Annotated in this window: 18 protein-coding genes, 2 tRNA genes and 3 pseudogenes; 9 read left to right on the top strand and 14 right to left on the bottom strand. The window is 62.3% G+C overall.

The window, feature by feature from the left end; translation table 11 throughout:
• Window positions 1-47: 47 nt before the first annotated feature.
• Both htpX and DNJ95_RS13410 read right to left on the bottom strand, forming a co-directional pair.
• Window positions 48-920 carry a protease HtpX gene (htpX, locus tag DNJ95_RS13415; RefSeq protein WP_131185235.1) on the bottom strand — a complete coding sequence of 291 codons (873 nt, stop codon included), beginning with the start codon at window positions 918-920 and terminating at the stop codon, window positions 48-50.
• A gap of 247 nt (window positions 921-1,167) precedes the next feature.
• On the bottom strand, window positions 1,168-2,379 hold the full coding sequence (locus DNJ95_RS13410; protein WP_131185234.1) for a pyridoxal phosphate-dependent aminotransferase: 1,212 nt from the start codon (window positions 2,377-2,379) through the stop codon (window positions 1,168-1,170).
• A 176-nt stretch (window positions 2,380-2,555) separates the two neighbouring features.
• Between DNJ95_RS13410 and msrB the strand changes: the two genes are divergently transcribed.
• A complete protein-coding gene (gene msrB / locus DNJ95_RS13405; RefSeq protein ID WP_131185233.1) occupies window positions 2,556-2,948 on the top strand; it encodes a peptide-methionine (R)-S-oxide reductase MsrB in 393 nt (130 codons plus the stop codon).
• A gap of 114 nt (window positions 2,949-3,062) precedes the next feature.
• Complete coding sequence (locus DNJ95_RS13400) at window positions 3,063-3,947, top strand: ATP-binding protein (protein WP_131185232.1); 885 nt, start codon at window positions 3,063-3,065, stop codon at window positions 3,945-3,947.
• Here the strand turns inward: DNJ95_RS13400 and DNJ95_RS13395 are convergent.
• Entirely contained in the window at window positions 3,941-4,702 is a 762-nt protein-coding gene (locus DNJ95_RS13395) for a hypothetical protein (RefSeq protein ID WP_131185231.1), read from the bottom strand. The two genes, DNJ95_RS13400 and DNJ95_RS13395, sit on opposite strands and share 7 nt — an antisense overlap.
• Window positions 4,703-4,914: 212 nt before the next feature.
• Here DNJ95_RS13395 and DNJ95_RS13390 point away from each other — a divergent pair.
• The 6 genes and pseudogenes from DNJ95_RS13390 to DNJ95_RS13365 all read left to right on the top strand — a co-directional run.
• Window positions 4,915-4,990 (top strand) — tRNA-Glu (locus DNJ95_RS13390).
• Window positions 4,991-5,020: 30 nt separating this feature from the next.
• A tRNA-Gly gene (locus DNJ95_RS13385) sits at window positions 5,021-5,096 on the top strand.
• 223 nt (window positions 5,097-5,319) lie between these two features.
• Window positions 5,320-6,552: pseudogene (locus DNJ95_RS13380) on the top strand (tyrosine-type recombinase/integrase); the annotation flags it as partial.
• Between the two features lie 235 nt (window positions 6,553-6,787).
• On the top strand, window positions 6,788-7,039 hold the full coding sequence (gene yefM, locus DNJ95_RS13375; RefSeq protein WP_131185229.1) for a YoeB-YefM toxin-antitoxin system antitoxin YefM: 252 nt from the start codon (window positions 6,788-6,790) through the stop codon (window positions 7,037-7,039).
• Window positions 7,036-7,290, top strand: a complete 255-nt coding sequence (locus tag DNJ95_RS13370) for a Txe/YoeB family addiction module toxin (RefSeq protein ID WP_004152371.1) — start codon at window positions 7,036-7,038, stop codon at window positions 7,288-7,290. Before yefM ends, DNJ95_RS13370 begins: the two co-directional genes overlap by 4 nt.
• Before the next feature lie 277 nt (window positions 7,291-7,567).
• A pseudogene (locus DNJ95_RS13365) lies at window positions 7,568-7,894 on the top strand (DUF3742 family protein); the annotation flags it as partial.
• Window positions 7,895-7,900: 6 nt separating this feature from the next.
• On the opposite strand, the pseudogene DNJ95_RS13360 reads toward DNJ95_RS13365, so the two are convergent.
• A pseudogene (locus DNJ95_RS13360) lies at window positions 7,901-9,420 on the bottom strand (conjugal transfer protein TraG N-terminal domain-containing protein).
• Between the two features lie 14 nt (window positions 9,421-9,434).
• On the bottom strand, window positions 9,435-9,785 hold the full coding sequence (locus tag DNJ95_RS13355; protein ID WP_131185228.1) for a hypothetical protein: 351 nt from the start codon (window positions 9,783-9,785) through the stop codon (window positions 9,435-9,437).
• A 323-nt stretch (window positions 9,786-10,108) separates the two neighbouring features.
• Between DNJ95_RS13355 and DNJ95_RS13350 the strand changes: the two genes are divergently transcribed.
• Entirely contained in the window at window positions 10,109-10,906 is a 798-nt protein-coding gene (locus tag DNJ95_RS13350; RefSeq protein ID WP_131185227.1) for a hypothetical protein, read from the top strand.
• A gap of 18 nt (window positions 10,907-10,924) precedes the next feature.
• On the opposite strand, the gene DNJ95_RS13345 is transcribed toward DNJ95_RS13350, so the two are convergent.
• The 9 genes from DNJ95_RS13345 to DNJ95_RS13305 all read right to left on the bottom strand — a co-directional run.
• Complete coding sequence (locus tag DNJ95_RS13345; protein ID WP_131185226.1) at window positions 10,925-11,785, bottom strand: phage integrase N-terminal domain-containing protein; 861 nt, start codon at window positions 11,783-11,785, stop codon at window positions 10,925-10,927.
• Between the two features lie 811 nt (window positions 11,786-12,596).
• Window positions 12,597-13,724, bottom strand: coding sequence for an STY4528 family pathogenicity island replication protein (locus DNJ95_RS13340; RefSeq protein WP_131185225.1), 1,128 nt, complete (start codon window positions 13,722-13,724; stop codon window positions 12,597-12,599).
• A gap of 192 nt (window positions 13,725-13,916) precedes the next feature.
• Window positions 13,917-14,216: a HigA family addiction module antitoxin gene (locus DNJ95_RS13335; protein ID WP_420824380.1), complete on the bottom strand. Its 300-nt coding sequence runs from the start codon at window positions 14,214-14,216 to the stop codon at window positions 13,917-13,919.
• A 30-nt stretch (window positions 14,217-14,246) separates the two neighbouring features.
• Window positions 14,247-15,902 (bottom strand): hypothetical protein, encoded by a 1,656-nt coding sequence (locus DNJ95_RS19520; RefSeq protein ID WP_242671896.1) that lies wholly within the window; start codon window positions 15,900-15,902, stop codon window positions 14,247-14,249.
• 172 nt (window positions 15,903-16,074) lie between these two features.
• Entirely contained in the window at window positions 16,075-16,533 is a 459-nt protein-coding gene (locus DNJ95_RS13325) for a hypothetical protein (protein WP_131185223.1), read from the bottom strand.
• Between the two features lie 94 nt (window positions 16,534-16,627).
• Entirely contained in the window at window positions 16,628-17,077 is a 450-nt protein-coding gene (locus DNJ95_RS13320) for a hypothetical protein (protein ID WP_131185222.1), read from the bottom strand.
• A 423-nt stretch (window positions 17,078-17,500) separates the two neighbouring features.
• The gene (locus DNJ95_RS13315) at window positions 17,501-18,787 is read right to left on the bottom strand and encodes an efflux RND transporter periplasmic adaptor subunit (protein WP_131185221.1); all 1,287 of its coding nucleotides are present in this window, start codon (window positions 18,785-18,787) and stop codon (window positions 17,501-17,503) included.
• Window positions 18,771-20,243 carry a TolC family protein gene (locus DNJ95_RS13310; RefSeq protein WP_131185220.1) on the bottom strand — a complete coding sequence of 491 codons (1,473 nt, stop codon included), beginning with the start codon at window positions 20,241-20,243 and terminating at the stop codon, window positions 18,771-18,773. Before DNJ95_RS13310 ends, DNJ95_RS13315 begins: the two co-directional genes overlap by 17 nt.
• The coding region (locus DNJ95_RS13305; RefSeq protein WP_131185219.1) for an ABC transporter permease at window positions 20,236-21,207 on the bottom strand (972 nt) is incomplete at its 5' end. The genes DNJ95_RS13310 and DNJ95_RS13305, both read right to left, overlap by 8 nt.

Raw genomic sequence — 21,207 nt, 5'->3', positions numbered from 1 at the left:
TGAAAAAAGGGCGACCATGGGTCGCCCTTTTTTCATGTCGGGAGCGCTCAGCCGCGGCGGCGCAGGGCCTCGATACGCTCTTCCAGCGGTGGGTGGCTCATCAGCAGGCCGGCCAGCCCATTCTTCAGGCCACCGTTGATACCGAACGCGGTCAGCGAGTCGGGCATCTGCACCGGCACGTCCTGTTCGCTGCGCAGGCGCTGCAGGGCGCCGATCATGGCACTGGTGCCCGCCAGTTGCGCACCGGCCTCGTCGGCCTTGAATTCGCGTTTGCGCGAGAACCACATGACGATGATGCTGGCGAGGATGCCCAGTACCAGCTCGGCGAAGATGGTCGCGACGAAATAGCCGATGCCGTGGCCGTCTTCGTTCTTGAGGATCGCCTTGTCGACGAAGTTGCCGAAGATGCGCGCGAAGAACATGACGAAGGTGTTCACCACGCCCTGGATCAGGGCCAGCGTCACCATGTCGCCATTGGCCACATGGCCGATCTCGTGCGCCAGCACCGCTTTTACCTCATCCGGCGAGAACCGCTCCAGCAGGCCCTGGCTGACGGCGACCAGCGCATCGTTGCGGTTCCAGCCGGTGGCGAAGGCGTTGGCTTCGTAGGCGGGGAAGATACCGACTTCCGGCATCCTGATACCGGCTTCGCGGGAGAGCTCCTCGACGGTCTGCAGCAGCCACTGCTCGTGACGGGTACGTGGCTGGCTGATGATCTCCGTACGGGTGCTCATCTTGGCCATCCATTTGGAAATGAACAGCGAAACCAGCGAGCCGGCGAAGCCGAACACTGCGCAGAAGGCCAGCAGGCTGCCGTAGTTGGTGCCCGTGTAGCGATCCACTCCGAGCAGTCTCAGGGTGATGCTGGCGATGACCAGGACGGCAAGGTTGGTGGCCAGAAACAAGAATATGCGCATCATGGTGCGACAGGCTCCAGGGGGAATAGTGAACAACGATAGGCTATATAAGGCGCGCCCCAGGGCCTTTCAACCAGGCGACTATTTCAAGCTATGTCCTATGGGCAGGCCGCTGGTGATCGGGCTGTGCCGTTAACCGTTGGCAAGCTGCCCCGATAAAGGCGCTGGAGGCTGGGCGAAAACACCGGCTACCTGTCGTTTCCGTCCAACTTCCAACTTCCAGCGCTGTTTTCGGCTCTTGGTCTTGCAGCTACTGCCTATAGCCCTTGAGGAAGTTGCCGATACGCCTGATGGCCTGCTCGAGGTCATCGACCCGGGGCAGGGTGACCACGCGGAAGTGGTCCGGCCACGGCCAGTTGAAGGCCGTACCCTGTACGATCAGCAGTTTTTCCGAGAGCAGCAGGTCGAGCACGAACTTCTCGTCATTGTGGATCGGGCAGATTTTCGGGTCGATGCGCGGGAAGGCATAGAGTGCCCCCATGGGCTTGACGCAACTGATGCCGGGAATGTCGTTCAAGAGCTCCCAGGAGCGGTTGCGTTGTTCCAGCAGGCGGCCCGGTGGCAACACCAGGTCATTGATGCTCTGGTAGCCGCCGAGGGCGGTCTGGATCGCGTGCTGGGCCGGTACGTTGGCGCACAGGCGCATGTTGGCCAGGATGTCGAGGCCTTCGATATAGCTGCGGGCCTTGTGTTTAGGACCGGAAATGATGACCCAGCCCGAGCGGAAGCCGGCTACCCGGTAGGATTTCGACAGGCCGTTGAAGGTCAGGCAGAGCACATCCGGGGCCAGTGACGCGGTGGAGATATGCGTGGCACCGTCATAGAGGATCTTGTCGTAGATTTCGTCCGAGAACAGCACCAGGTTGTGCTGGCGAGCCAGTTCGACGATACCTTCCAGCACTTCCCTGGGATAGACCGCGCCGGTCGGGTTGTTCGGGTTGATCAGCACCAGGGCCTTGGTATTGGGGGTGATCTTGGCCTTGATATCCTGCAGGTCGGGCCACCAGTTGGCCTGTTCGTCGCACAGGTAATGCACCGGCTTGCCGCCGGCCAGGCTGACCGAGGCGGTCCAGAGCGGGTAGTCCGGGGCGGGAATCAGGACTTCGTCGCCATTGTTGAGCAGGGCCTGCATGGACATGACGATCAGTTCGGACACGCCGTTGCCGAGGTAGATGTCCTCGATGCCGACACCTTCGATCTGCTTCTGCTGGCAGTACTGCATGATTGCCTTGCGGGCGCTGAACAGGCCTTTCGAATCGCTGTAGCCTTGCGCGGTCGGCAGATTGCGGATCACGTCCTGCAGTATTTCCTCGGGGGCCTCGAAACCGAATGGCGCTGGATTGCCGATATTCAGCTTGAGGATGCGATGCCCTTCCTCTTCCAGGCGCTTGGCATGTTTGAGGACTGGCCCGCGGATGTCGTAGCAGACGTTGGCGAGCTTGTTCGATTTGGTGACCTGCATGATCCTGAGTGTCCCGACGTGGAGGCGTTGCGGCGGCAACGCTGGCAAACCAGGCGCCTTGGCAGTGACGTGCAACCGCTGCCAGACTAGGCGTCGAAGAAGGAACGCATCATACGTCCGGCCTTGTAACCGGGAAAGGTACAGATAAGGCTTTTTTCCTCCGAGGAGGTGTATCCGTGGACAAGTCAGAGAAAAGCCTCGATGAGTGGCGCGACGAGCTCGATGAGGCGCAGTTCCAGGTCTGTCGGCTGGGCGCGACCGAGCGTCCGTTCAGTGGCCGTTACACCAACTGCAGGACCGAGGGTGTTTACCATTGCGCATGTTGCGGGCAGGCACTGTTCGCTTCCCAGGCCAAGTTCGACTCCGGCTGTGGTTGGCCGAGCTATTTCCAGCCGGTCGATGAACATGCGCTGGTGCGCAAGGACGACTTCAGCCACGGCATGTTCCGTATCGAGGTCAAGTGCTCGGGTTGCGATGCGCACCTGGGGCATGTGTTTCCGGACGGCCCCGAGCCGACCGGCCTGCGCTACTGCATCAACTCCGTGGCGCTGGAGTTGAAGGCCTCCTGAGCGGGCGGGGAGCGCATGCCATGCCTGCCGGGTTGCATTGCCATCTTGCGCTCTGTAAAAGGGCGGACTGTTCGAAATGTTTCGTCACGAACCTGTGTGCCGTGGAGTAGCCTGATGGATGCTGAACTGAAAGCTTTCATGAACCGCGTGGATGGCTTGCTGGAGCGCCTGGAGCCCCTGCTGCCTGCCCGGCGCGAGCCTGTGGACTGGACGCGGAGTATGGCGGCACGCTGGCTGCGCGACTCTTCGGGTGGCTATCTGCTCGGTCTGGATGTGCGTCTGGATCTGAAGCTGGATGACCTGTTGGGTGTCGACCGGCAGCGCCAACTGCTGGGGCACAATACGCGCCAGTTCGTCGATGGTGTTCCTGCCAACCATGCCTTGTTGTGGGGCGCCAGGGGAACGGGCAAATCCTCACTGGTCCGCGCGTTGCTCGGTGAGTATGCCCCGTTGGGATTGCGCCTGATAGAAATCGAGCGGGATCATCTGGCCGATCTGCCGAGAGTGGTCGAGCACCTGGTGAGCTTGCCGTATCGTTTCGTGCTGTTCTGCGACGACCTGTCCTTCGAAGCGGGGGAAGGCGATTACCGGGTGCTGAAGAGTGTCCTGGATGGTTCGCTGGAGCGCGCGCCGGACAATGTACTGCTGTATGCGACCTCCAACCGCCGCCATCTGGTACCGGAGAAACAGAGCGACAACGACAACTGGCAGGTGGTGGATGGTGAGTTGCACCCGAACGAGGCGGTGGAGGACAAGATCGCGCTGTCCGATCGCTTCGGCCTGTGGTTGTCCTTCTATCCTTTCAGCCAGGAGCATTACCTGGATGTCGTCCGGCACTGGGTAGGCACTCTCGCGGGGCAGTCAGGGCTGAACTGGAACTGGAGCGAAGCGCTGGAGAAGGATGCGATCCGCTGGGCTACGGCACGCGGCAATCGCAATGGGCGTTGCGCCTACCAATATGCCCGGCAGTGGGTCGGCCGGCAGTTGCTGCCTCAGTAGATATTCTTCTTCTTCCAGTCGTCGTCGCTGAAGCTTTTCATACCCTCGCTCAGCTCACTGTCTTCAGTCTGGGTGGGCTGCCGCTTCTGCACCTGGCTGTCGGCGAGGCCGATCCTTTCCTGTAACTGGCGAAGCTGGGCGCTGTACTGGGCCGCGTCAGGTTGCTTGCGCACGTACTGCACGCCCCGTTCGAAGGCCAGGCGCGCTTTCTGGTACTGCCCTTGCTGCAGGGCCATGGTGCCCATGGCGTTGAAGTAGTCGATGTAGAGCAGAACCAGCATCTTCTTTATTTCCTTGGTCCAGTGCCGGGCGGCATCGCGGGGGATGACGCCATCCTTGGCCGCATGGACGATCTGCGCATGCACGTTCTCGAGCATTTCCCGGGCGGCCTTGGCATGCTGCTCCGTGGACAGGTGGGCAGGCGGGTTCTCCACGGGCACTTCTTCTCCCTGCCTGAGCAGTTCATCGAGTGCCTGGATGCGCTCCGTGAGTTGTGGCGGGCTTTTCTCCAGTGCCTGCAGGCGCTGGCAGGCGCCCAATTCGATCTTGTACAGGAGGCGCTTGAGGGCAGGGCTCATCAATTGCCCGGGAAGGTTCGCGTTCAGTTCGGAGCAGCGCTTCACCCGCTCCTTGAGGTCGGCCCGCAGCCGAGCTTTCTCGAGGCCGCGCTTTTCCACGAGTTGGCTGGCATAGCCAATCAGGAGCAGCAGGAACAGTGCGGCCAGCACCAGGCCGGCAATGAGAAGTGTGGACACTGCAGTGTACCGTCGATAGCCTGTGTTGCAGGAAGTGTAGTGGCTTGAGTGGCAAGCTGATAGCTCGCTGAGCGCAGCCGGGAGTGGTTGATAAAAAAATCATGATGACGCTTGACGGCATCCTGATGCCCCCCTAGAATGCGCGCCACTCGCAGCATGAAGCCTTCAGGTGGTTGTGCTGACGGGCGGAGAAGCCAGTTTCTCCGGGCAGCGTCCCCTTCGTCTAGTGGCCTAGGACACCGCCCTTTCACGGCGGTAACAGGGGTTCGAGTCCCCTAGGGGACGCCATTTTCCAGAAATGGAAAGATGTGTCGTTATGCGGGAATAGCTCAGTTGGTAGAGCACGACCTTGCCAAGGTCGGGGTCGCGAGTTCGAGTCTCGTTTCCCGCTCCAATTCTTCATCTATAGACGTCCACCAAAGTCTGTAGGTTCTTGATTCAACAGGGTTTCGGCCCTGGGGAATGTCTAGCGAAAGCTGCTCAGTTCCACTGTCAACCACGCCCAATCAGTACATGAAACAGTACATGAAATCCGGGCGGTTGCTGGTGCGGATTGTTTGCTGAGCCACTGCCCCTGAGCACGGTACACCTCTCCTCAACTTGAAGGAGATGTACCCATGGCGTTAACAGATGCAGTAGTCCGGCAGGCGAAGACCACCGGCAAAGACTACACCCTCAACGATGCAGACGGCCTGGTGCTGTTCGTCACCGGTCGAGGGGCCAAGAAGTGGCACTTCCGCTTCACCTGGATGGGCAAGCAGCAGCGCGTTGCCGTTGGCAGTTACCCGGAAATGTCCCTCAAGGATGCGCGCGAGCGGCGCGATGACCTGCGGGCGCAGGTTGCCCGTGGTGTCGATCCGCGTGTTCACCGTCTGCAGGTCAAGGCGGCAGAGCTGGCCGCACCCCTGAACACCTTTGCTTCCGTCTTCAAGGCCTGGCGCGACTTCAAGGCGCTGAGCCTGAAAACCGGCCGTCAGAGCACCCTGTCGCAGATCGACCGCATTTTCGACAAGGACGTGTTGCCCTGGCTGGGCAAGCTGTCCATCTTCGATATCGACAACCCGCACCTGCTGGACGTGCTGCGTCGCATCGAGCGGCGCAAGGCGTTTACCACCGCCGAGAAGGTGCGCACCTGGTTCAATCAGCTGTTTCGCTATGCGATGGTCGAAAAGGGCCTGCGCTACAACCCGGCCAGCGACCTCGATATCGTGGCCGCACCCAAGCCTCCCGTATCGCACAACCCGTTCCTGCGCATGGACGAGTTGCCCACCTTCCTGCAGACCTTGTGTAGCTATGGTGGCCAGGAAGTGACCAAGATGGGCTTGCGCCTGTTGCTGCTGACCGGCGTCCGTACTGGCGAGCTGCGCCAGGCGGTGCCTGAGCAGTTCGACCTGGAGCGTGGGCTGTGGATCATCCCGCCGGTCATCGTCAAGCAGTTGCAGGTCAAGCTGCGTCGCGAGGGCAAGACCATTCCGCCCTACATCGTGCCTCTGCCCCGGCAGGCCATCGACATCGTGCATGTACTGATCGACGAGCACGCCCGTCGCCCTGCGCAGCACTACCTGCTGTCGCATCGCAGCCGCCTCAAGGAACGCATCAGCGAAAACACGCTTAACGGCGCGCTGCATCGCATGGGCTATGCCGACCGGCTGACCGGTCACGGCATCCGGGCGACGATTTCCACAGCGCTCAACGAGCTGGGTTACCCGAAGGAATGGATCGAGGTGCAGTTGTCCCACGCTGACCCCAACAAGATCCGAGCCGCCTACAACCACGCGGACTATGTGGAGCAGCGCCGGATGATGATGCAGGACTGGGCCGACCGCCTCGATAGCTGCGAGCGGGGCGAGCCAATCGCCCAGCCGGTGTTGCCGCAGGCGGCGCCGCACAGCATGGCGGGGATCGAAAGCTATCTGCGCCTGCTGGCACAGGGGCGTTTACCGCAGTCGGTGGACGGGGTGGCGCTGCCGCGTCATATCGTGGGCTGATGCAGGGGCTTCGGGATCGCTTGCCAGCGGCATGGAAATCTGGTAATTGATTTTGGCGTGATGTACAATGAACTGTACATATTAAAGAGAGGTTGCCATGCGCACTATCAGCTATACCGAAGCCCGGCAGAACCTGTCGGCCACCATGGTGCAGACCGTCGAGGATCGCGCCCCGACCCTGATTACCCGCCAGAACGGCGAGGCGTGCGTGCTGATGTCGCTGGAGGAGTACAACGCGCTGGAGGAAACGGCTTACCTGCTGCGCTCTCCGGCCAATGCTCGCCGCCTGATGGACTCGATTGACAGCCTCACGCGTGGTCAGGGTGTCGAGCGGGATATCGCCGAGTGAAGCTGATCTGGTCTGAGCAAGCCTGGGACGATTATCTGTACTGGCAGGACGCAGATAAGCGTATGGTCAAAAAGATCAACGAGCTGATCAAGGAGACCCGCCGCACCCCTTTCGAGGGCAAGGGCAAGCCGGAGCCGCTTCGCCACAACCTGGCGGGCTTCTGGTCGAGGCGGATCACTGCCGAACATCGGTTTGTGTATTCGGTGACGGATGAGGCGCTGCTGATTGCTGCCTGCCGTTATCACTATTGAGGGCCGCAAACAGCCGGCCCGGTGTGGGAGCGCACCCGCTGTACAAGCTCCACTCGGGAGAGCAGTTTTTGAGCCTTTTGGCCTTTTCGGATAGGGCATTTGACCCTTGAGCCTCTTCCCTTGTCTCAACCCTTGAGACCCTTTGCCATTTCCCTTTGAGAGCGGAGGCAGTAAAGGCCCAAGGCATGGTTGCTGAGCCAGCGAGGTATCCATCATGCAGCAGCACGACACACAGAAGCAGCGCACCGCCTGGAAGCTGGGCTAGTGGCTTGGTAACGGATACCGGGCATTCTTGCGCCAGGAAGCCCGTTTTGTGGCCTGGCTGGCTGGGCATGGCGTGCCGGTAAAAGTCGCCCGCATGCTGCCCTGGGCATTCAGGATCGTCGCCGTTCTGGTGCTGCTCTATCTCGCTTTCTGGTTGGCTCTGGTGTTTCTGGCCGTCGCAGTGTTGGCGCATGCGGCCGACAACACAGGCGCCGATCAGGATGATGATTGGCCTATTGGGGAGCAGGCCGATCACAAGAAGAATCCGGGATATGACCCAAATATGTATAACGATGCCCCGGATCATCGCTTTTACGATCCTCGTTACGACGATGACTGAGCGGTATTAGCGAAGCTTTCCGCCGCTCATTGTCTCGGCTCCCTTGCTTCCTGCCTTGCCTGCGCCGGCAGTACCGTCGCTCAGCCCTTGCATCGCCCCGCCTGCACGAACGCCAACCCAGCCCAAGGCTGTGACCCAAAACGTCGGCAGCACAATGAACATGGTGCCCATGACGAAATTCAGCAGCATGTCGCCGAAGGTGTTGTCCAGCCCCATCATGATGTTGAAGTTCATGTGCGGCCGGTTGAACCCCATGCCCCAGCCATACAGGGCGTCGAGGATGGTCGAGTCGATCCAGCGGGCCAGCTCGAACCAGAAATCGACGAAGTACAGCGCGAAGTACACGCAACTGATCGTGACGAATGCGCGGATATCGTAGGTCGCCAGGGTGAACAGCAGCGGCGTGCTGATGATCAGCGCCATCTTCAGCAGCGACATCACCATCGGCAATGCCTGGCGCACCACATCCATCGCCGGGAAAAAGGCCAGGCTGCCCACGGCCATCCCCACATCACCAGCGGCGCGGGTAACGATGTTGGGCAGGGTCTTGTCGATCTGTCCGCCGTAATCGGCATAGATACTGCCCAGGTTCATTTTCTGCTGGCGCGGGGCTGCGATGGCCCGCACCACGGAATCATCCACCTCGGTGCGGCTCAGAAAGCCTGCCCAACTGGTGATGCGGTTGAGCAGGCCGGCTCGACCTGCTGCAGCAGGCGGGCGCGCAGGCCGTTGCCGGCATCGTTCCACCACTGATTACAGGTGGGTTAGCCCGCACCACTCTGCACCTGGGCCAAGCCGGCATCCCGGTCACTGTTGTAGGCCCAGCCCTCGCGTGGCGTCTTGGCGCGGTAGGTATCGTAGTAGCCGGACTGACCCAGGAAAAACTGTGACCCGATCCAGGTGACATCGTGCATTTGCGATGCATCCAGTTCCGGGCGGCTCATGAACAGTTTGGCCCGTGCCGGGCCGTAGCAGTCGTGCGTGAAGTCCGCTACTTCCTGAGCCAGCACCGGATCGGCGATGCGCGTGGCATTGATCTCCATGCGCATCTGGCGCAGGTCGGTGCCGCACGGAATGGCCGCGACCGCAGCCCCCGTCACCGCCCGCGACAGCCCATGCATGAACGCCCACCACACCGGCACCTTGGCGCTCTGGTTGTTGAGGGTGGTGAAGGACTGGCTCCAGCCGGTATCGGCAGGCAGCGGCACATTCACCTGGCACTGGGCCGAGCGACTGGTATCAAACTTGATGGTTGCCAGATCCACATCGATGGTCGGGACACAGGCGAACATCACCACGACGATGGCGACCCAGATGCGGTTCTCGATGCGCTGAGACGACAGGATGCCCTTGTTGCCCTCGTCTGCGCCCTCGGTGCGCACGTTCAGCCACTCGCCGAGGATGATGGCCAGGAACGGCAGTGCAATCACCCCGCTGGTCACCACGATGGCCCAGATGCCGTTATGCACGATCCAGGCGACCAGCGTCAGGTAATACTCCAGATAGTCGGTCGTCATCAGCGTCATGGGGGACTCCCGGCTCAATACATCCGCAGCCAGTTGCTGGCTTCGTACAGAACGATGCCGAGTACGCCGAGCACCTCAATGACGCGTAATTGCTGGCGTGACTGCGGATCGCGTGCGAGACGATGGCGACGCACCCAGGGCCAAGCGGCTGCGACGGCGACATACAGGCACAGGCGCCAGACAAAGAAATGCCCGGCGTGATCGTCGAGCCACTGCTGCCAGTGCTCGATGCCGCCCAGCAGGAGAATGCCGGCGAAGGTGACGACGAATGCCAGGACGAATACGTCAGCCAGCAGCAACGCCATGAGCACGACTAAACGGCGCACGGGCCGCTGAGGTTTGATGTGTGAAAGCGGTGAGGGCATGACAGTTTCTCCGGGGGCAAAGGGACACACCCGGCAGTTCATGACAAACCGCATTGTTCTTCGACAAACAATGCGGCATTCACCCTCACCGCATTGCCGCCCAGGATCTGTCATGCCTTGCGGTGAAACTCAATGGCATGGTGGCGCAGTTCAAGGTGTAATGCTCGCTTTGCGATTTAATCTGTATAAAAATACAGAGAATTGCAGCAGGCCCGATAAGCAAGCCGTCTTCGGAGTGAGTTGTCATTTAATGGCAGCGTTGCTCTTCAGGCGGCTTTTCTTTCGGGTCGGTATAGCCATGTGAGCATGTAAAGGAGCATTGATTGGACGCGTTTATTGCCTGGATAAATAACCCGCTTGTACAAAGCGCTGTTATATCCCCACTTATTGGCGCCATATTGGGGCTGCTATTTGGTGGGTTCAACAACACCCCTTCGCCTGCGGCACCTGTCACAGTGCAGCAGACCGTTATCACCTTCAGGCAAACGGTCGTGGTAAATCAAAGCCGGGGAACATCCTCTTCTTCGGACGACGTATGGGCTTACCTTGGTGCTCTGTTCATTGTCGTGGCCGTTGTCATCTGGGGGTATAGCCGTTACGCCAGTGATATCCTGCACTATTGGCTGAGCGGGGTGTTTTCCTGCACGGCGTTTATCCTGGCGGCCGGTTTGGCCTCTGCCATCCGGGGGCAGTACAACAGCGCTGAATGGGGCTGGTACATCTTCACACCCTTGGTCGCGGTGGGCGCATCCATCTACCTGACCGAGCTTGCGCAAGCGGGAGTTATTGCCGGCGCCCGTGAGGCGGCTTTTCGGTACGGGATCATCGATTACTATTTTGAAGTGCTGAAGAATGAGCATCGGATCTGGATACTGTCCCAGCTCTTCGGGGTCGTGATGGGGATTGGCGCAACGCTTGCTGCGGCGCTTCGGTCACTGCATTACCTCGCCTTGATGAATCAGCGGGCCAGCGGTGCACTGTCTTCGGTCTGGTTTGCCTTGGCGCGGTATACCCGGCTTTCCGCACGGGCCGGCGGCGTTGTGCTGCTGATCATGCTGCTTGGCGGAGCCTACTTCATGCTCTCAGGCCTGGCGTATGAACTGTGGATGCGACGAGGCTAGCCAGCGACTGCCCGGCGACTAGTGCCCCACGTACAGCGAGACGATCTGGGGCCGTTCATGGCCCAGTTCATGGCTGATGATCTGGCGTGCCTGTGCATCGATCTGGCGCTGGGCCGGGGTCAGCGTACCCGCGGTCGGCCCGCCCGCAGCCGGCGCCTGCCAGCCGGTCAGCGCCTCATATCTTGCCTGGGCGTACTGATGGCGCAGGCCATGCATGTTGCTCAGTCCAGCCGCCTTGCACTGGCCGTCATACACATGCTGCTGCTGGATATAGGACTTGTGCGCCGGGATCAGCGAACCGGCCCTGGCCAGTGTCCGCGCCGCATCGAGCACCGCCCGTTGCTGCGGCGTCGTAATGGGGACGCTGCGCGGCTTGCCGCCTTTTGTCCATGAGCCTTTGAGCGCGATGTGATCGCCCCGGTCGGCCCAGGCAGGCTGGAACTTGATGCACTCTTGGCGGCACCCGAAGGCGGCCTGCAGGCGCAGGCTCATCTGCACGTGCGGATCGCGGATGGCGTCCGGGCGCTCGTCCAGTGTCTGTGCCTTGCTCTGGTTGCTGCTGTACTGCCGCTCAGGAATGCCGAGCTGGCGGTTGTCGGCAGGCAGCAGTCCCCCTTTGCCGATCTTCTCCGCCCACCAGCGCAGGTGACTCAGGCGGTTTTTCAGGGTGCCGGTCGAGAGCCCCTGTGCCTGCCACTGGTTGAGCAGCGCATCGACGTGTTTGCCCTTGAGCGAACGGGCCTGCATCTGGTTGAACCCGGCGTCACGCAACTGGCGGGCCATCAGCGTCAGTGAGCGTTGGCGGTCGGCCTGCGTGGCAAAGCTGCCGTCACGGTTGCGCCGGCACAACTGTTTCAGCGTCCAGGTCAAATCATCCACGGCGGTCTCCTGTGTAGCGGGTGTGGCGTCTTGCTGAGAGGGGCATCGGTTAGTGTTGTTGCCAACTCGCTCACGCGAGATCCCCGAAGGGCGAAGGGCTGGGTGCTCAGCGCACCCCTTGCCTCGGCATGAGGCGTCCACCTTGCTTCCTGTGGGAAGACCGGGCGGCATGTCATCGTGCGTAGTGCATGGATAAACCATCCTGTGGATGGGATAAGGGAACGCTCCCGACTGATGACGACAGCGGGCATGGGACAGGCAGGCAGCAGGACGCTGCGACGGATGGGACGACGCCGGATGGCTCAGTGAGAAACGCGGCTCCCCCTGTTGCAGGGCGACGCGCAAATGGGCCTGGCGCGCCTGGGGTGGGCTTCATCCTTGCGGACAGGCACTTGCAGAAGCCGGTGCCTTTGGGGGGGCCGGATGGGTACGGCCTGCGCAATGACTGCGCATGGGAGCTGCGCCAGGGTTCCGGTGTTCATACCCACCGGCAGGTCATTGCAGGGCCAGTGTGTCAGGGCATCATCATGTGCGGCAGCGATAATACGATGCCGCGCCAGACCGCATTGTTGCTGCAGATCGCCGTGTCGTCACTGCGGCGTGCAGTGACGACATGGCAGCGGTGAGTTGGTCGATCTGGCGCAGATAGTGAGCGTCCCTTGATCGCAGTTCTGCCCGGTTGGCTGCGGTGCCTGGGCCTTCAACCGGTCGCTGCGCGGCTTGCGGCCTTGTCTGCTGCCCGGACAGTCAGGATATGAAGCTCTCCTGCCTGCTCAGGCAGCGCTGTGGTGCGTGCCTGATGGCATGCGTTTCATGCCGGGTTAGGCCGCCATCCCTTGTCCTGCACAAGCTTGGCGGCCAACTCGCCGACACTTGTAGGCCTGTTCAGCATGCTGCGCATTTGGGCGATATGCGCCTTGACGACTTCCGGCGCGGCGGGCTTGAAAGCGGGGGTGGGTTCAGGCCGTGGCTGCGGGGTGGCTGCTGGTTCTACCGATGCGGGAAAACTCTCGGGCTGGCGCAGTTTGCGACCAGCCCAAAAGCGGAACTCTCCGGCCAGCACCCGCTTGATCAACCCGAAGAAGTAGGCGAGGACGTTGCGCACGCCGCCGCTCTGGCTGCGGTCCTGCAATTCATCGAGGACGTCCTGGCGCTGCTGCTCGGGCAGCCGATGCAAGGCGGTTTGGATGTCCTGCTGCTGCCTGGGCTTGACGCCCTCAAGGCAGGGCGGCAATGGCAGGCTGGGGGCTGTTTCGTTTTCGCCTGCACGGTACGTATGTTTTTTATACTTATACAAACTATACGTAGGCGCAGAATCCGATGTTTCCTGGCGGGGGGTGCTGTTCTGCTGCATAACCCTCGGCGGGCTGACAGACTTCATATCCGGGCTAGTTTCTTCCGCAAGCGTTTTCGGCTCGATAGTCGAGGCTGGCGGCGGCGCATCATCGTTATCGTCTTCCATGTCGCTGTCGGCTGGTGCCTGAGCCAGCGTGGCCTGGATATATGTCGCCACCCGCGATACCTGGTTGTTCTCATGCCCTGCGGACTCATGCAGCAGTTGAGGCAGGTCAGGGTCAATTTCGCAAGCTTGGGAAAAGGCATGGGGGTGCTCATGCACCTGATACCTCTCGTTCAACACATTGCTGGTCAGCGGATCGCGCTGCTGGCCGACCAGACTGATCCAGCCGGTCAGGCGCAACACCACCAGCACACGCCATGCGGTTTCGTAGCCAGCCTTCTGGCCGAGCGGGATTGAGGTCAGGTAGCGCCGCAATTGTCCAAGGCTGGCGAGTGAGCTGGTTCCGTCTGAGGCGCGCAGCATGCGCAGTACCTGCCAGCCGTTGCGTTCAAGTGGCGTCAGGCGCGTGTCGAGCATCAGTGCGGTGGGCGTGGTGAGAAGGGTGTTGTCTTGATCGGCATTGTGGCGGGATACGGTCATGTCGGTGTCTCCAGAAGTTGCAGGCATATCGCCCGATGCCGTGCATCTCACTGGAGTTCTGTTTCCTTGTCTGGAAACAATACGTTCTGTGGCATAACCGTATTACCTACGGGAGGCGATGGCGGTGCGTGCTGGTGTAGAGCTGCGGTTACATGCTAGAAGTTTCTGCGTGATCAGCGCCGCCGACTGGCGCTACCGCGCAGGACGTGTGAATGACGACTGGTACAGCGGTGCGATTGGGAGATGAGGCCGTTGCCTGGCTTGCCACAACGACCAAGCCTGTTGTTCGGCCAGATACTGACGCGCCGTGCCTAGCCCGGCAAGTTCCAGCCGGTGCGCAAGTGCGGCACGGATCGGCGCATGGCAGTTGACTACTTGGCGCAGGCGGCGGGCACTGTATCCCAGGTGCGCTGCCAGGGCGTCGAGGCTTATACCAAGCGCCGGAAGTACATCAAGGCGTAGCGCTTCACCTGGGTGGGGAGGGTTATACATAGTCATGGCTTGACCGTCGCCGGTTTTGCGTTAGGACTGTTGTAGTTGTTCGAGCAGACTGGTCAGCCAGTCGGGGCGAGAAGTGCTCTGCTCGTTCCGGCCGAAGAAGGCATCCAGGATGTAGCGGTTCTGTTCCAGCCCGGTGCTGGCCGCGTCGGAACGCTGTGATTTACCGATCACCTGATCCAGCGTAATTCCCGCCGCTGCGCCTTTCTCGGTCACAGTCCAGACGCCGTTGACGTTGGTGATGTCCGGCTCGAAGGGCTTGAGCTTCACGTCCTCGGAAGCGCTCAGCACGATGTTGTCCTTGATGCTGATGACCGGGGTATAGGTGGCGAATCGGCTGTCGAGCGAGGATTGCGCGCTGCCTTCGCTGGAGAACTTCGTCACCATCTGTTCGAGGAAGCCGAGGTCGCTGGTATTGCTCAAGGCGCCGTAGCCCGGATCGAGAATGTGGCGCAGGAAGCCCTGGTCGAGGCGGGTGCTGCTGATCGCAGTGCCGTTCAGGATACGCTCGGCGGTGGCGGTGTCCTGCTCGTTGAAGCTGACCGTGAGCTGACGCCCCTGGACGTCGTAGTGGGTGCCGTTGTTGAAGTTCGAGCTCAGCCGGCCATTGTCGTGCTGGCGATAGTCGCCGAGTTCTTCGGCCAGGCGATCCACATGGGTCAGATCGGCGCCCTGTTCCTGGGCATAGGCGTACATCTCCGCGACCAGCGCGCGATCCTCGCGGGTGAGGAACTCGAAGGCGCTGCGACCGATGTTGCTGGTGCTCATGCCCTGGGCGCCGTTGGCGACCGCAGGCTCGGTGCCGCCGAACAGGCGCGAGACCATGAGGTCGTACCCGACGGCGCCGGATGTGCTGGCGGACTGCGTGGCGGATGCCGATTGCGTTGCCACAGGTGAAGACGCGCCATCCGTCTCCTTGCGGGCGTAGGGGCCTGCGGAGACCAACTGCTCAATCAGGCTGGTGGCGCTGCTGCCCTTGCCTTCGGCCCGATGGGTCATGTAGTTGAAATCGAGGTCGATCTTCTGCTGCAGGTCGGCAGCGTAATCCTCGGGGTATTGCGCCTGCTCGATGGCCGGCAGGCTCTTGTAGTGTTCGAGCACTTCGCTGAAGAAGTTGGTGAGCTTGCCGGTGCGGTTGTATTCGTCCATGGCTTTCGCGACGGCCTTCTGCCTCCAGGCTTCCTCCTGGCTATAGGCTTCTTCCCAGGCTGCACGGCGTTCGTTGGTGGTGAAGGTTCCGCTGTCGTCGTAGGTGATCAGGGCCAGTTGATCGCGGGACATACCTTTGAAGGGATTGCTGCCGGAACCATTGACGAAGCTGGTGGCCTGCTTGGCACGGGCCAACAACTCAGGGTCGTCGGTGTTAGGCACTTCGGCGTTGTGCTGTGCCTTGTTGGCGAAATAACTGTCGCCCGTAATCTGGTTGAGCAGTGCAGTGGCCTTCTGGCCCAACTCCTTGTGGCTGAGGCTGGTATCGCGGGTCTCGGCGCGCACAGCCGCTTCGCTCAACTGGCGGGCCAGGTTCGAGACGGTGCTGGAGGTGCCGGTGCTGCCCGTGCTGCCCGTGCTTGTGGTGGCACCGGTCTTGTCGTCAGCAGCGACGGCTTGGGCCGTGGCACTGGTACTGCTGCCAGTCATGCGGCTGCTGGACAGGGATGTGTAGGTAGTGATGCCGACCATGGTTGCTCTCTATGCGCATATCGCTGCGACGTATCTATCCGAATAGACTCATACTTTACGTACATAACGGCACGTTGGCGAAAAACTTTAGGCTCCGCTTGCCAAAGGACTGCTGATTGGTGTAGAGGGGCACCATGGGGCAAGCAGACCGCATGGCGCCCCGCCAAGGTGGCTAGTAGCTGTAGCGGTAGGTCACAGTGTCGCTGCCGGCGGGATAGCCCGGCTGCTGACCGCCCTGCACGCGGTGGCGAATGATGACTCGGGCGCCATTGCCGAAGCTCTGGCCGTTATAGGTGGTCAGCGTGCCAGAAGAGTTCGGCAGGATGGCCGTGCAGCTCACCGGGTTGCTGTTGTAGGGGCGGTAGTAGCACAGCTCGACGGTCTCACCCGTGTTGTTCGGGTAGGAGGTCGTGCTCCAGTCGATGCCCTGCAATGTCTTGGTTTTGTTACCCGTGCCACTGGGAAAGTCGGAACTGATCAGGCCGAACTGGGCCAGCCCGGTGCCGTTGTTGACCACGATGATGATATCGGGACTGTCGGTTTTGGTGATGGTCGCATCGACGGCATAGCCATACGACGATGCCAGGATCAGCGACAGCGCGAGTAGTTTCGTTGCGAGTAGTTTTTTCATGATGTTCCCTTGCCTGTTCTGAAAGAGTCGATTCGGTTACAGATGCCCCATGCCATGCGAAGCATGGCCGGGGCACGCCGTTTGGCGTGGTGGGTTACTTGATCGTGAATTCGACCGCCCACGCATGCGTGGAGATGTTGGTCGAGGTGATGTTGGCGGTGCAGGTGGCGCCGCCGCTGGCGGTGTAGGACTTGTTCCACGTGGGCACCTTGATGCCGCTGGAGGTGTATCCATTCACGTAGGTCGTGTTGAAGACACAGGTCTTGCTGCCGATCTTGTAGCGGACGATCGCGTAGTTGGCATCGGGTGAGATGGTGCTTTGTACCGAGTAGGTATTGGTGCCACCCGGCGGCACGGAAGCTGCGGGTTTGGGCGTTGCGTTGGCGTAGGTGCTGGTTTCGTTGCTGCCGACGATGCTGTACACCGCATCGGCTGTGCCCAGGTTCTTGATGGTGACTGCGACAGGCGGCCCCGCATGAGCCGCGCCAGCGGCGGACAGTGCTGCGGCAGTAAGCAGAGCGAGCAGTGATTTGCGTGCGTTCATGCTGTACATCTCCATATGACGGATATAGGTATTGCGTTTCGACACGGACGTGTCGCGATGGGTGTTGCTCTGGGCGCGAGGTTCGGCCTGGGCATACCGGGCCGATGCTGCGAATGCGGAGAAGCAAGGCACGGACGACGCGCGATACACCGCAGCCGCGTGACGTGCCTTGAACATTCAGAAGGGGAAAGCGAAGCCGCAACGGTGCTTGAAACACCATGCGTACCGGGCTTGCCTGGGGGGGGGGATCGTTCGATGGGGGCCATCGTGGACGCTCCCTGCGTCATCCTCATACTCAATGACGAGTAGCCGGAATGGATATTTAGTCGTCCTAACGAGCGTTATCAATACGCTTCTACAAATGTCGAAATGCTGACTCAGATCATGGCGTGTGGCGGGATTGGCGTGTGCCCGCGACGAAGCTCATGGCCCGGATGCCGGGAGTTGGACGTAGCCGGGCTCCATGCCGAAGACCTCGATGCCCTGCGGAACCGCGCGACCGGGGGTGACGGCGACTTGCCGCGATGCTTCGTGCATGGTCTTGCGATGAATGACGAAGGTGCTTCCCTCGCCGCTCTGGTGCAAAGCCTCTGCCGGCAGCGCCAGGCCGTTTTCGGCGCGGTAGGTGACGATGGCCAGTCGCGCGCTCATGCCCAGGCGTATGCGTTGCAGCTGTGCCGGAAGCAGCGGGTCGATGGCAACGGTGACCTCGTAGGTGGTGCCGCCGCCGTACATCTCGGAGGGCGTGCCCTGCACGCCGATGGCCTCGATACGGCCCTGCAAGGCGGTGCCGTCGAAGCCGTCGCCGGTGATCTGTACCGGCATGCCCTCGCTCAACTGGTGCAGATCGGCTTCTTCGACGCGGGAGACCGCCTTGATCCGTTCAAGGCTGGTCAGCTCGAACAGGGGGGTGCCCTGGGTGGCACGCATGCCTGGCTGGAGCATGGGCACGCTGCCGCTGCCTTCCTGCTTGCGTGGGCGCAAGACGATGCCGGCGAACGGGGCATGCAGTTCGCGCTGTGCGTGCAGGGTTTGCAGGGCCTGGTAGCGCGCTTGCGCGTTGGCCAGTTCCATGTCGGCGATCTGACGATTCTCGCCCTTGCCCTTGTCCAGCGCGGCATGCAGTTCGGCCTGCGAGGCGGCCAGGTCGAGTTGCTGCGTGCGGGCTTGCTGCTCCAGGGCATCGACTTCCATGCGCGCCACGATGCCGCGCTCGAACAGGCGGCGGGTGTCGGCGAGCTTGCCTTGGGTGTCGGTCAGGCCCAACTGGGCATTGGTCATGGCCCGCCGCGCGCGGGCGACTTCCTCGCCTTGCGGCCAATTCTGCATATCCTGCACGGTGCGCTGGGCTTTCAACTGCGCGGCCAGCGCCTCACGCAACTGGATATCCAACTGCGTGGTGTCGAGCGTCAGCAGGTGTTGGCCACGCTCGACCCGCTGGCCCTCGGTCACGGCCATGTCCTGTACCAGCCCCTCGAACGGCGCGGCGAGGGTCGTTTGGGTGGCGGCCTCGATGCGCCCGACCAGGCCGAGGTGGTTCTCCAGTGTTTGCGGTTGCACGTGCAGCCAGCGGTCGTCGGGCGCGGTGGCCGTGGGCCGGGCCTGGTAGGCGAAGGCCACTGCGAGGCCGAGCAGGATGAGGCCGCCGGCGAGCCAGCGGCGGCCATGACGAGTGCGCAGGATAGCGGGGCGTCTAATCGTTGAGGTCAATGTCCCAGCTCTCCAAGGTGGTGCCCAGCGTCTGATCCAGGTGGGCCTGGGTGTTGAGGTAGGCGATCAGTGCGTTGAGACGCGCGCTTTCGGCATTGCGCAGGTCGGACTCGAAACTCAGCACCTGGAAGTTGCTGGAGCGGCCGGCCTGCAATTTTTCGCGTTCGATGTCCAGCTTGCGGAGCGAGAGGTCGCGTGCGCGCTGGGCGATTTCGTACTGGCGCCAGCGGGTGCCGAGGTCGCGCACGGCATCGCCGACGTCGCGCTCCAATGACTGGCGCGCATCGGCCAGGCGGATGTCCTGGTTCTCCACGGCCACGCGGGCGCGCACTTCGGCCTGGCGCCTGCTGAGATCGCCGATGGGGATATCGACCTGGATGCCGGCGTAGCCTTCCCAACTGCGGGTGGTGTCGTGGCCGGTGGTGCCTGGGTAGCGGTCGCGAACCTGGGTGGCGCCGCCGACCAGCGAGACGTCCCACAGCTTTTCATTGCGGGCGACGGTGTGGTTGATGGCGGCCTGTTCGGTGGCGATCAACTGGGTCAGGTAGGTGGGTTGCTGCTCTTGCGCGGCGGTGAGCGCCTGGGCCAGGCCGAACTCGATGCGGGTGGCGTCGAGGGTGTCGGCCGCGCGGATCTGCGTGTGCAGATCCAGGGCGAGCAGGCGCAGCAGTTCGAGTCGGCTGGCGTCGAGCTGGTTGGCGGCTTCTTCGACCGCGAGCTCCTGGGTGGCGACGTCGGCTTCGGTTTGCACGATCTCGAATTCGGCCATGCGGCCTGCGGCGATCATCGCCTGGTTCGCCGCCAGCAGCTGGCGTGAGCGCTCCATGGCATCGCGGGCGATCTGCAACTGCTCCTGGGCGCGCAGCAATTCGCGGTAGGCGGTGATGACCTGGGTGATGGTGTCCGAGACGGTGGCCTTGAGGGCCAGGCGGTTGGCCTGCTCGGCGAGCCGGGCCAGGCGTACCGGGGCGGTGGCCACGTCGCGGCCGGCGCCGCGCAGCAATGGCTGGATGACGGTGAAGGTGGCGCCGTCGTTGCGGGTACGGCCGGCGCGGTCGGCCTGGGTGAGCTGGTTGCTCCACGACAGGCTGAACTGCGTGCCGTACTCGCCCAACAGGGTGGTCTGCGGGATGACTTCGCTTTGCCGGTAGCGGTCGTCCTGGTTGCGGTTGGCAAGGTGGCGGCCGCTGAGTACCAGCTTGGGTGTGAAGCGATCCTCTTCCACCCGCAGGTCGAACTTCTGCGCGATGCGTTCGAGGTAGGCGCTGCGGATGGCGCGGTTGTCGCGTAGGCCCAGGAACACGGCGTCGCCCAGGGTCAGGTCGATGGTCTGCGCGTTCAGCGAGACGGCCTTGCCGGGCATCGCGGGTTGGGTGGGCGCGAGCGGCCCGGCCAGAACCGGGTGTGCAAGCACGGCCAAACACAGGGCGACGAAGCGGAGGGCATGTCTAGTCATCGCGCAGGGCCTGTACGGGTTGCAGACGCGCGGCCGCCAGGGCGGGATGCAAGCCGAAGAACAGGCCGACCGCCAGGGAACTGCTCATGCCCAGGGGGAGCGAGAGCGGGGCCAGGGTGAAGGGCCAGCCGGAGATGCGGATGAAGGCATAGGCGGCCGCCAGGCCGACGCCGGCACCGAGCACGGCGCCGACGATGGAGAGTGTGGCGGCCTCCATCAGGAACAGGTTGCGGATATCGCTGGCTCGAGCGCCGAGTGCCATGCGGATGCCGATTTCCCGGCGGCGCTCGGCGACGTTCATGAGCATGACGTTCATGACGCCCACGCCGCCGACCAGCAGGGAAATGCCGCCCAGCCCGGCGAGCAGGTAGGCGAAGGTGTTGGCCTGGCGGGTGAGCCCGTCGAGCAGTTGCTGGGGAACCTGCACTTCGGCTTCACGGCCGCGGGCCATGCCGTCAAGGTAGGTCTTCAGGGCAGCGGCGGCGTTCAGTTCGGGCGTGTCCCGCGTGCGGGCGATGACGCTGCCGATTTCCGGCGCGGGCCGCAGCCGGCGCATGCCCTCGATGGGGACGAAGACCGATTCGTCCGCCGCAACGGGAATCAACGGATTGGGCGCCAGGCTGGCCGCGATACCGATCACCTCGAACAGGTATCCTTCGATCGGCAGGCGGTCGCCCAACTGCAAGGGGGCTCCTGGGCGGCCCAGGTCGCGGGCCACGCGCGCGCCGACGACGACATAGGTGGCGTGGCGGTCGAAGCTGGACAGGAAGCGGCCCTGCTCCAGCCGCAGCCCTAGCACGGCGGCCAGACCGTTGCTGGTGCCTACGATGGTGGCTTCCGCCGCGCGCCCCCGGTGTGGGATGCGGGCCGAATGCAGGGTGAGTGGCGCGGCGTGTTCGATCATCGGCAAGGCGGCGCCGAGCGCCTGCATGTCGAGGCGGCTGGGGGCGGGCCTGTCGCTGCC

It is taken from the genome of Stutzerimonas kirkiae (assembly GCF_004327335.1).
In the GTDB taxonomy this organism is placed as follows: Bacteria; Pseudomonadota; Gammaproteobacteria; order Pseudomonadales; family Pseudomonadaceae; genus Stutzerimonas; species Stutzerimonas kirkiae.
The sequence above is the reverse complement of the archived record's forward strand: the minus strand, read 5'-3'. Positions and strand labels throughout refer to the sequence as shown.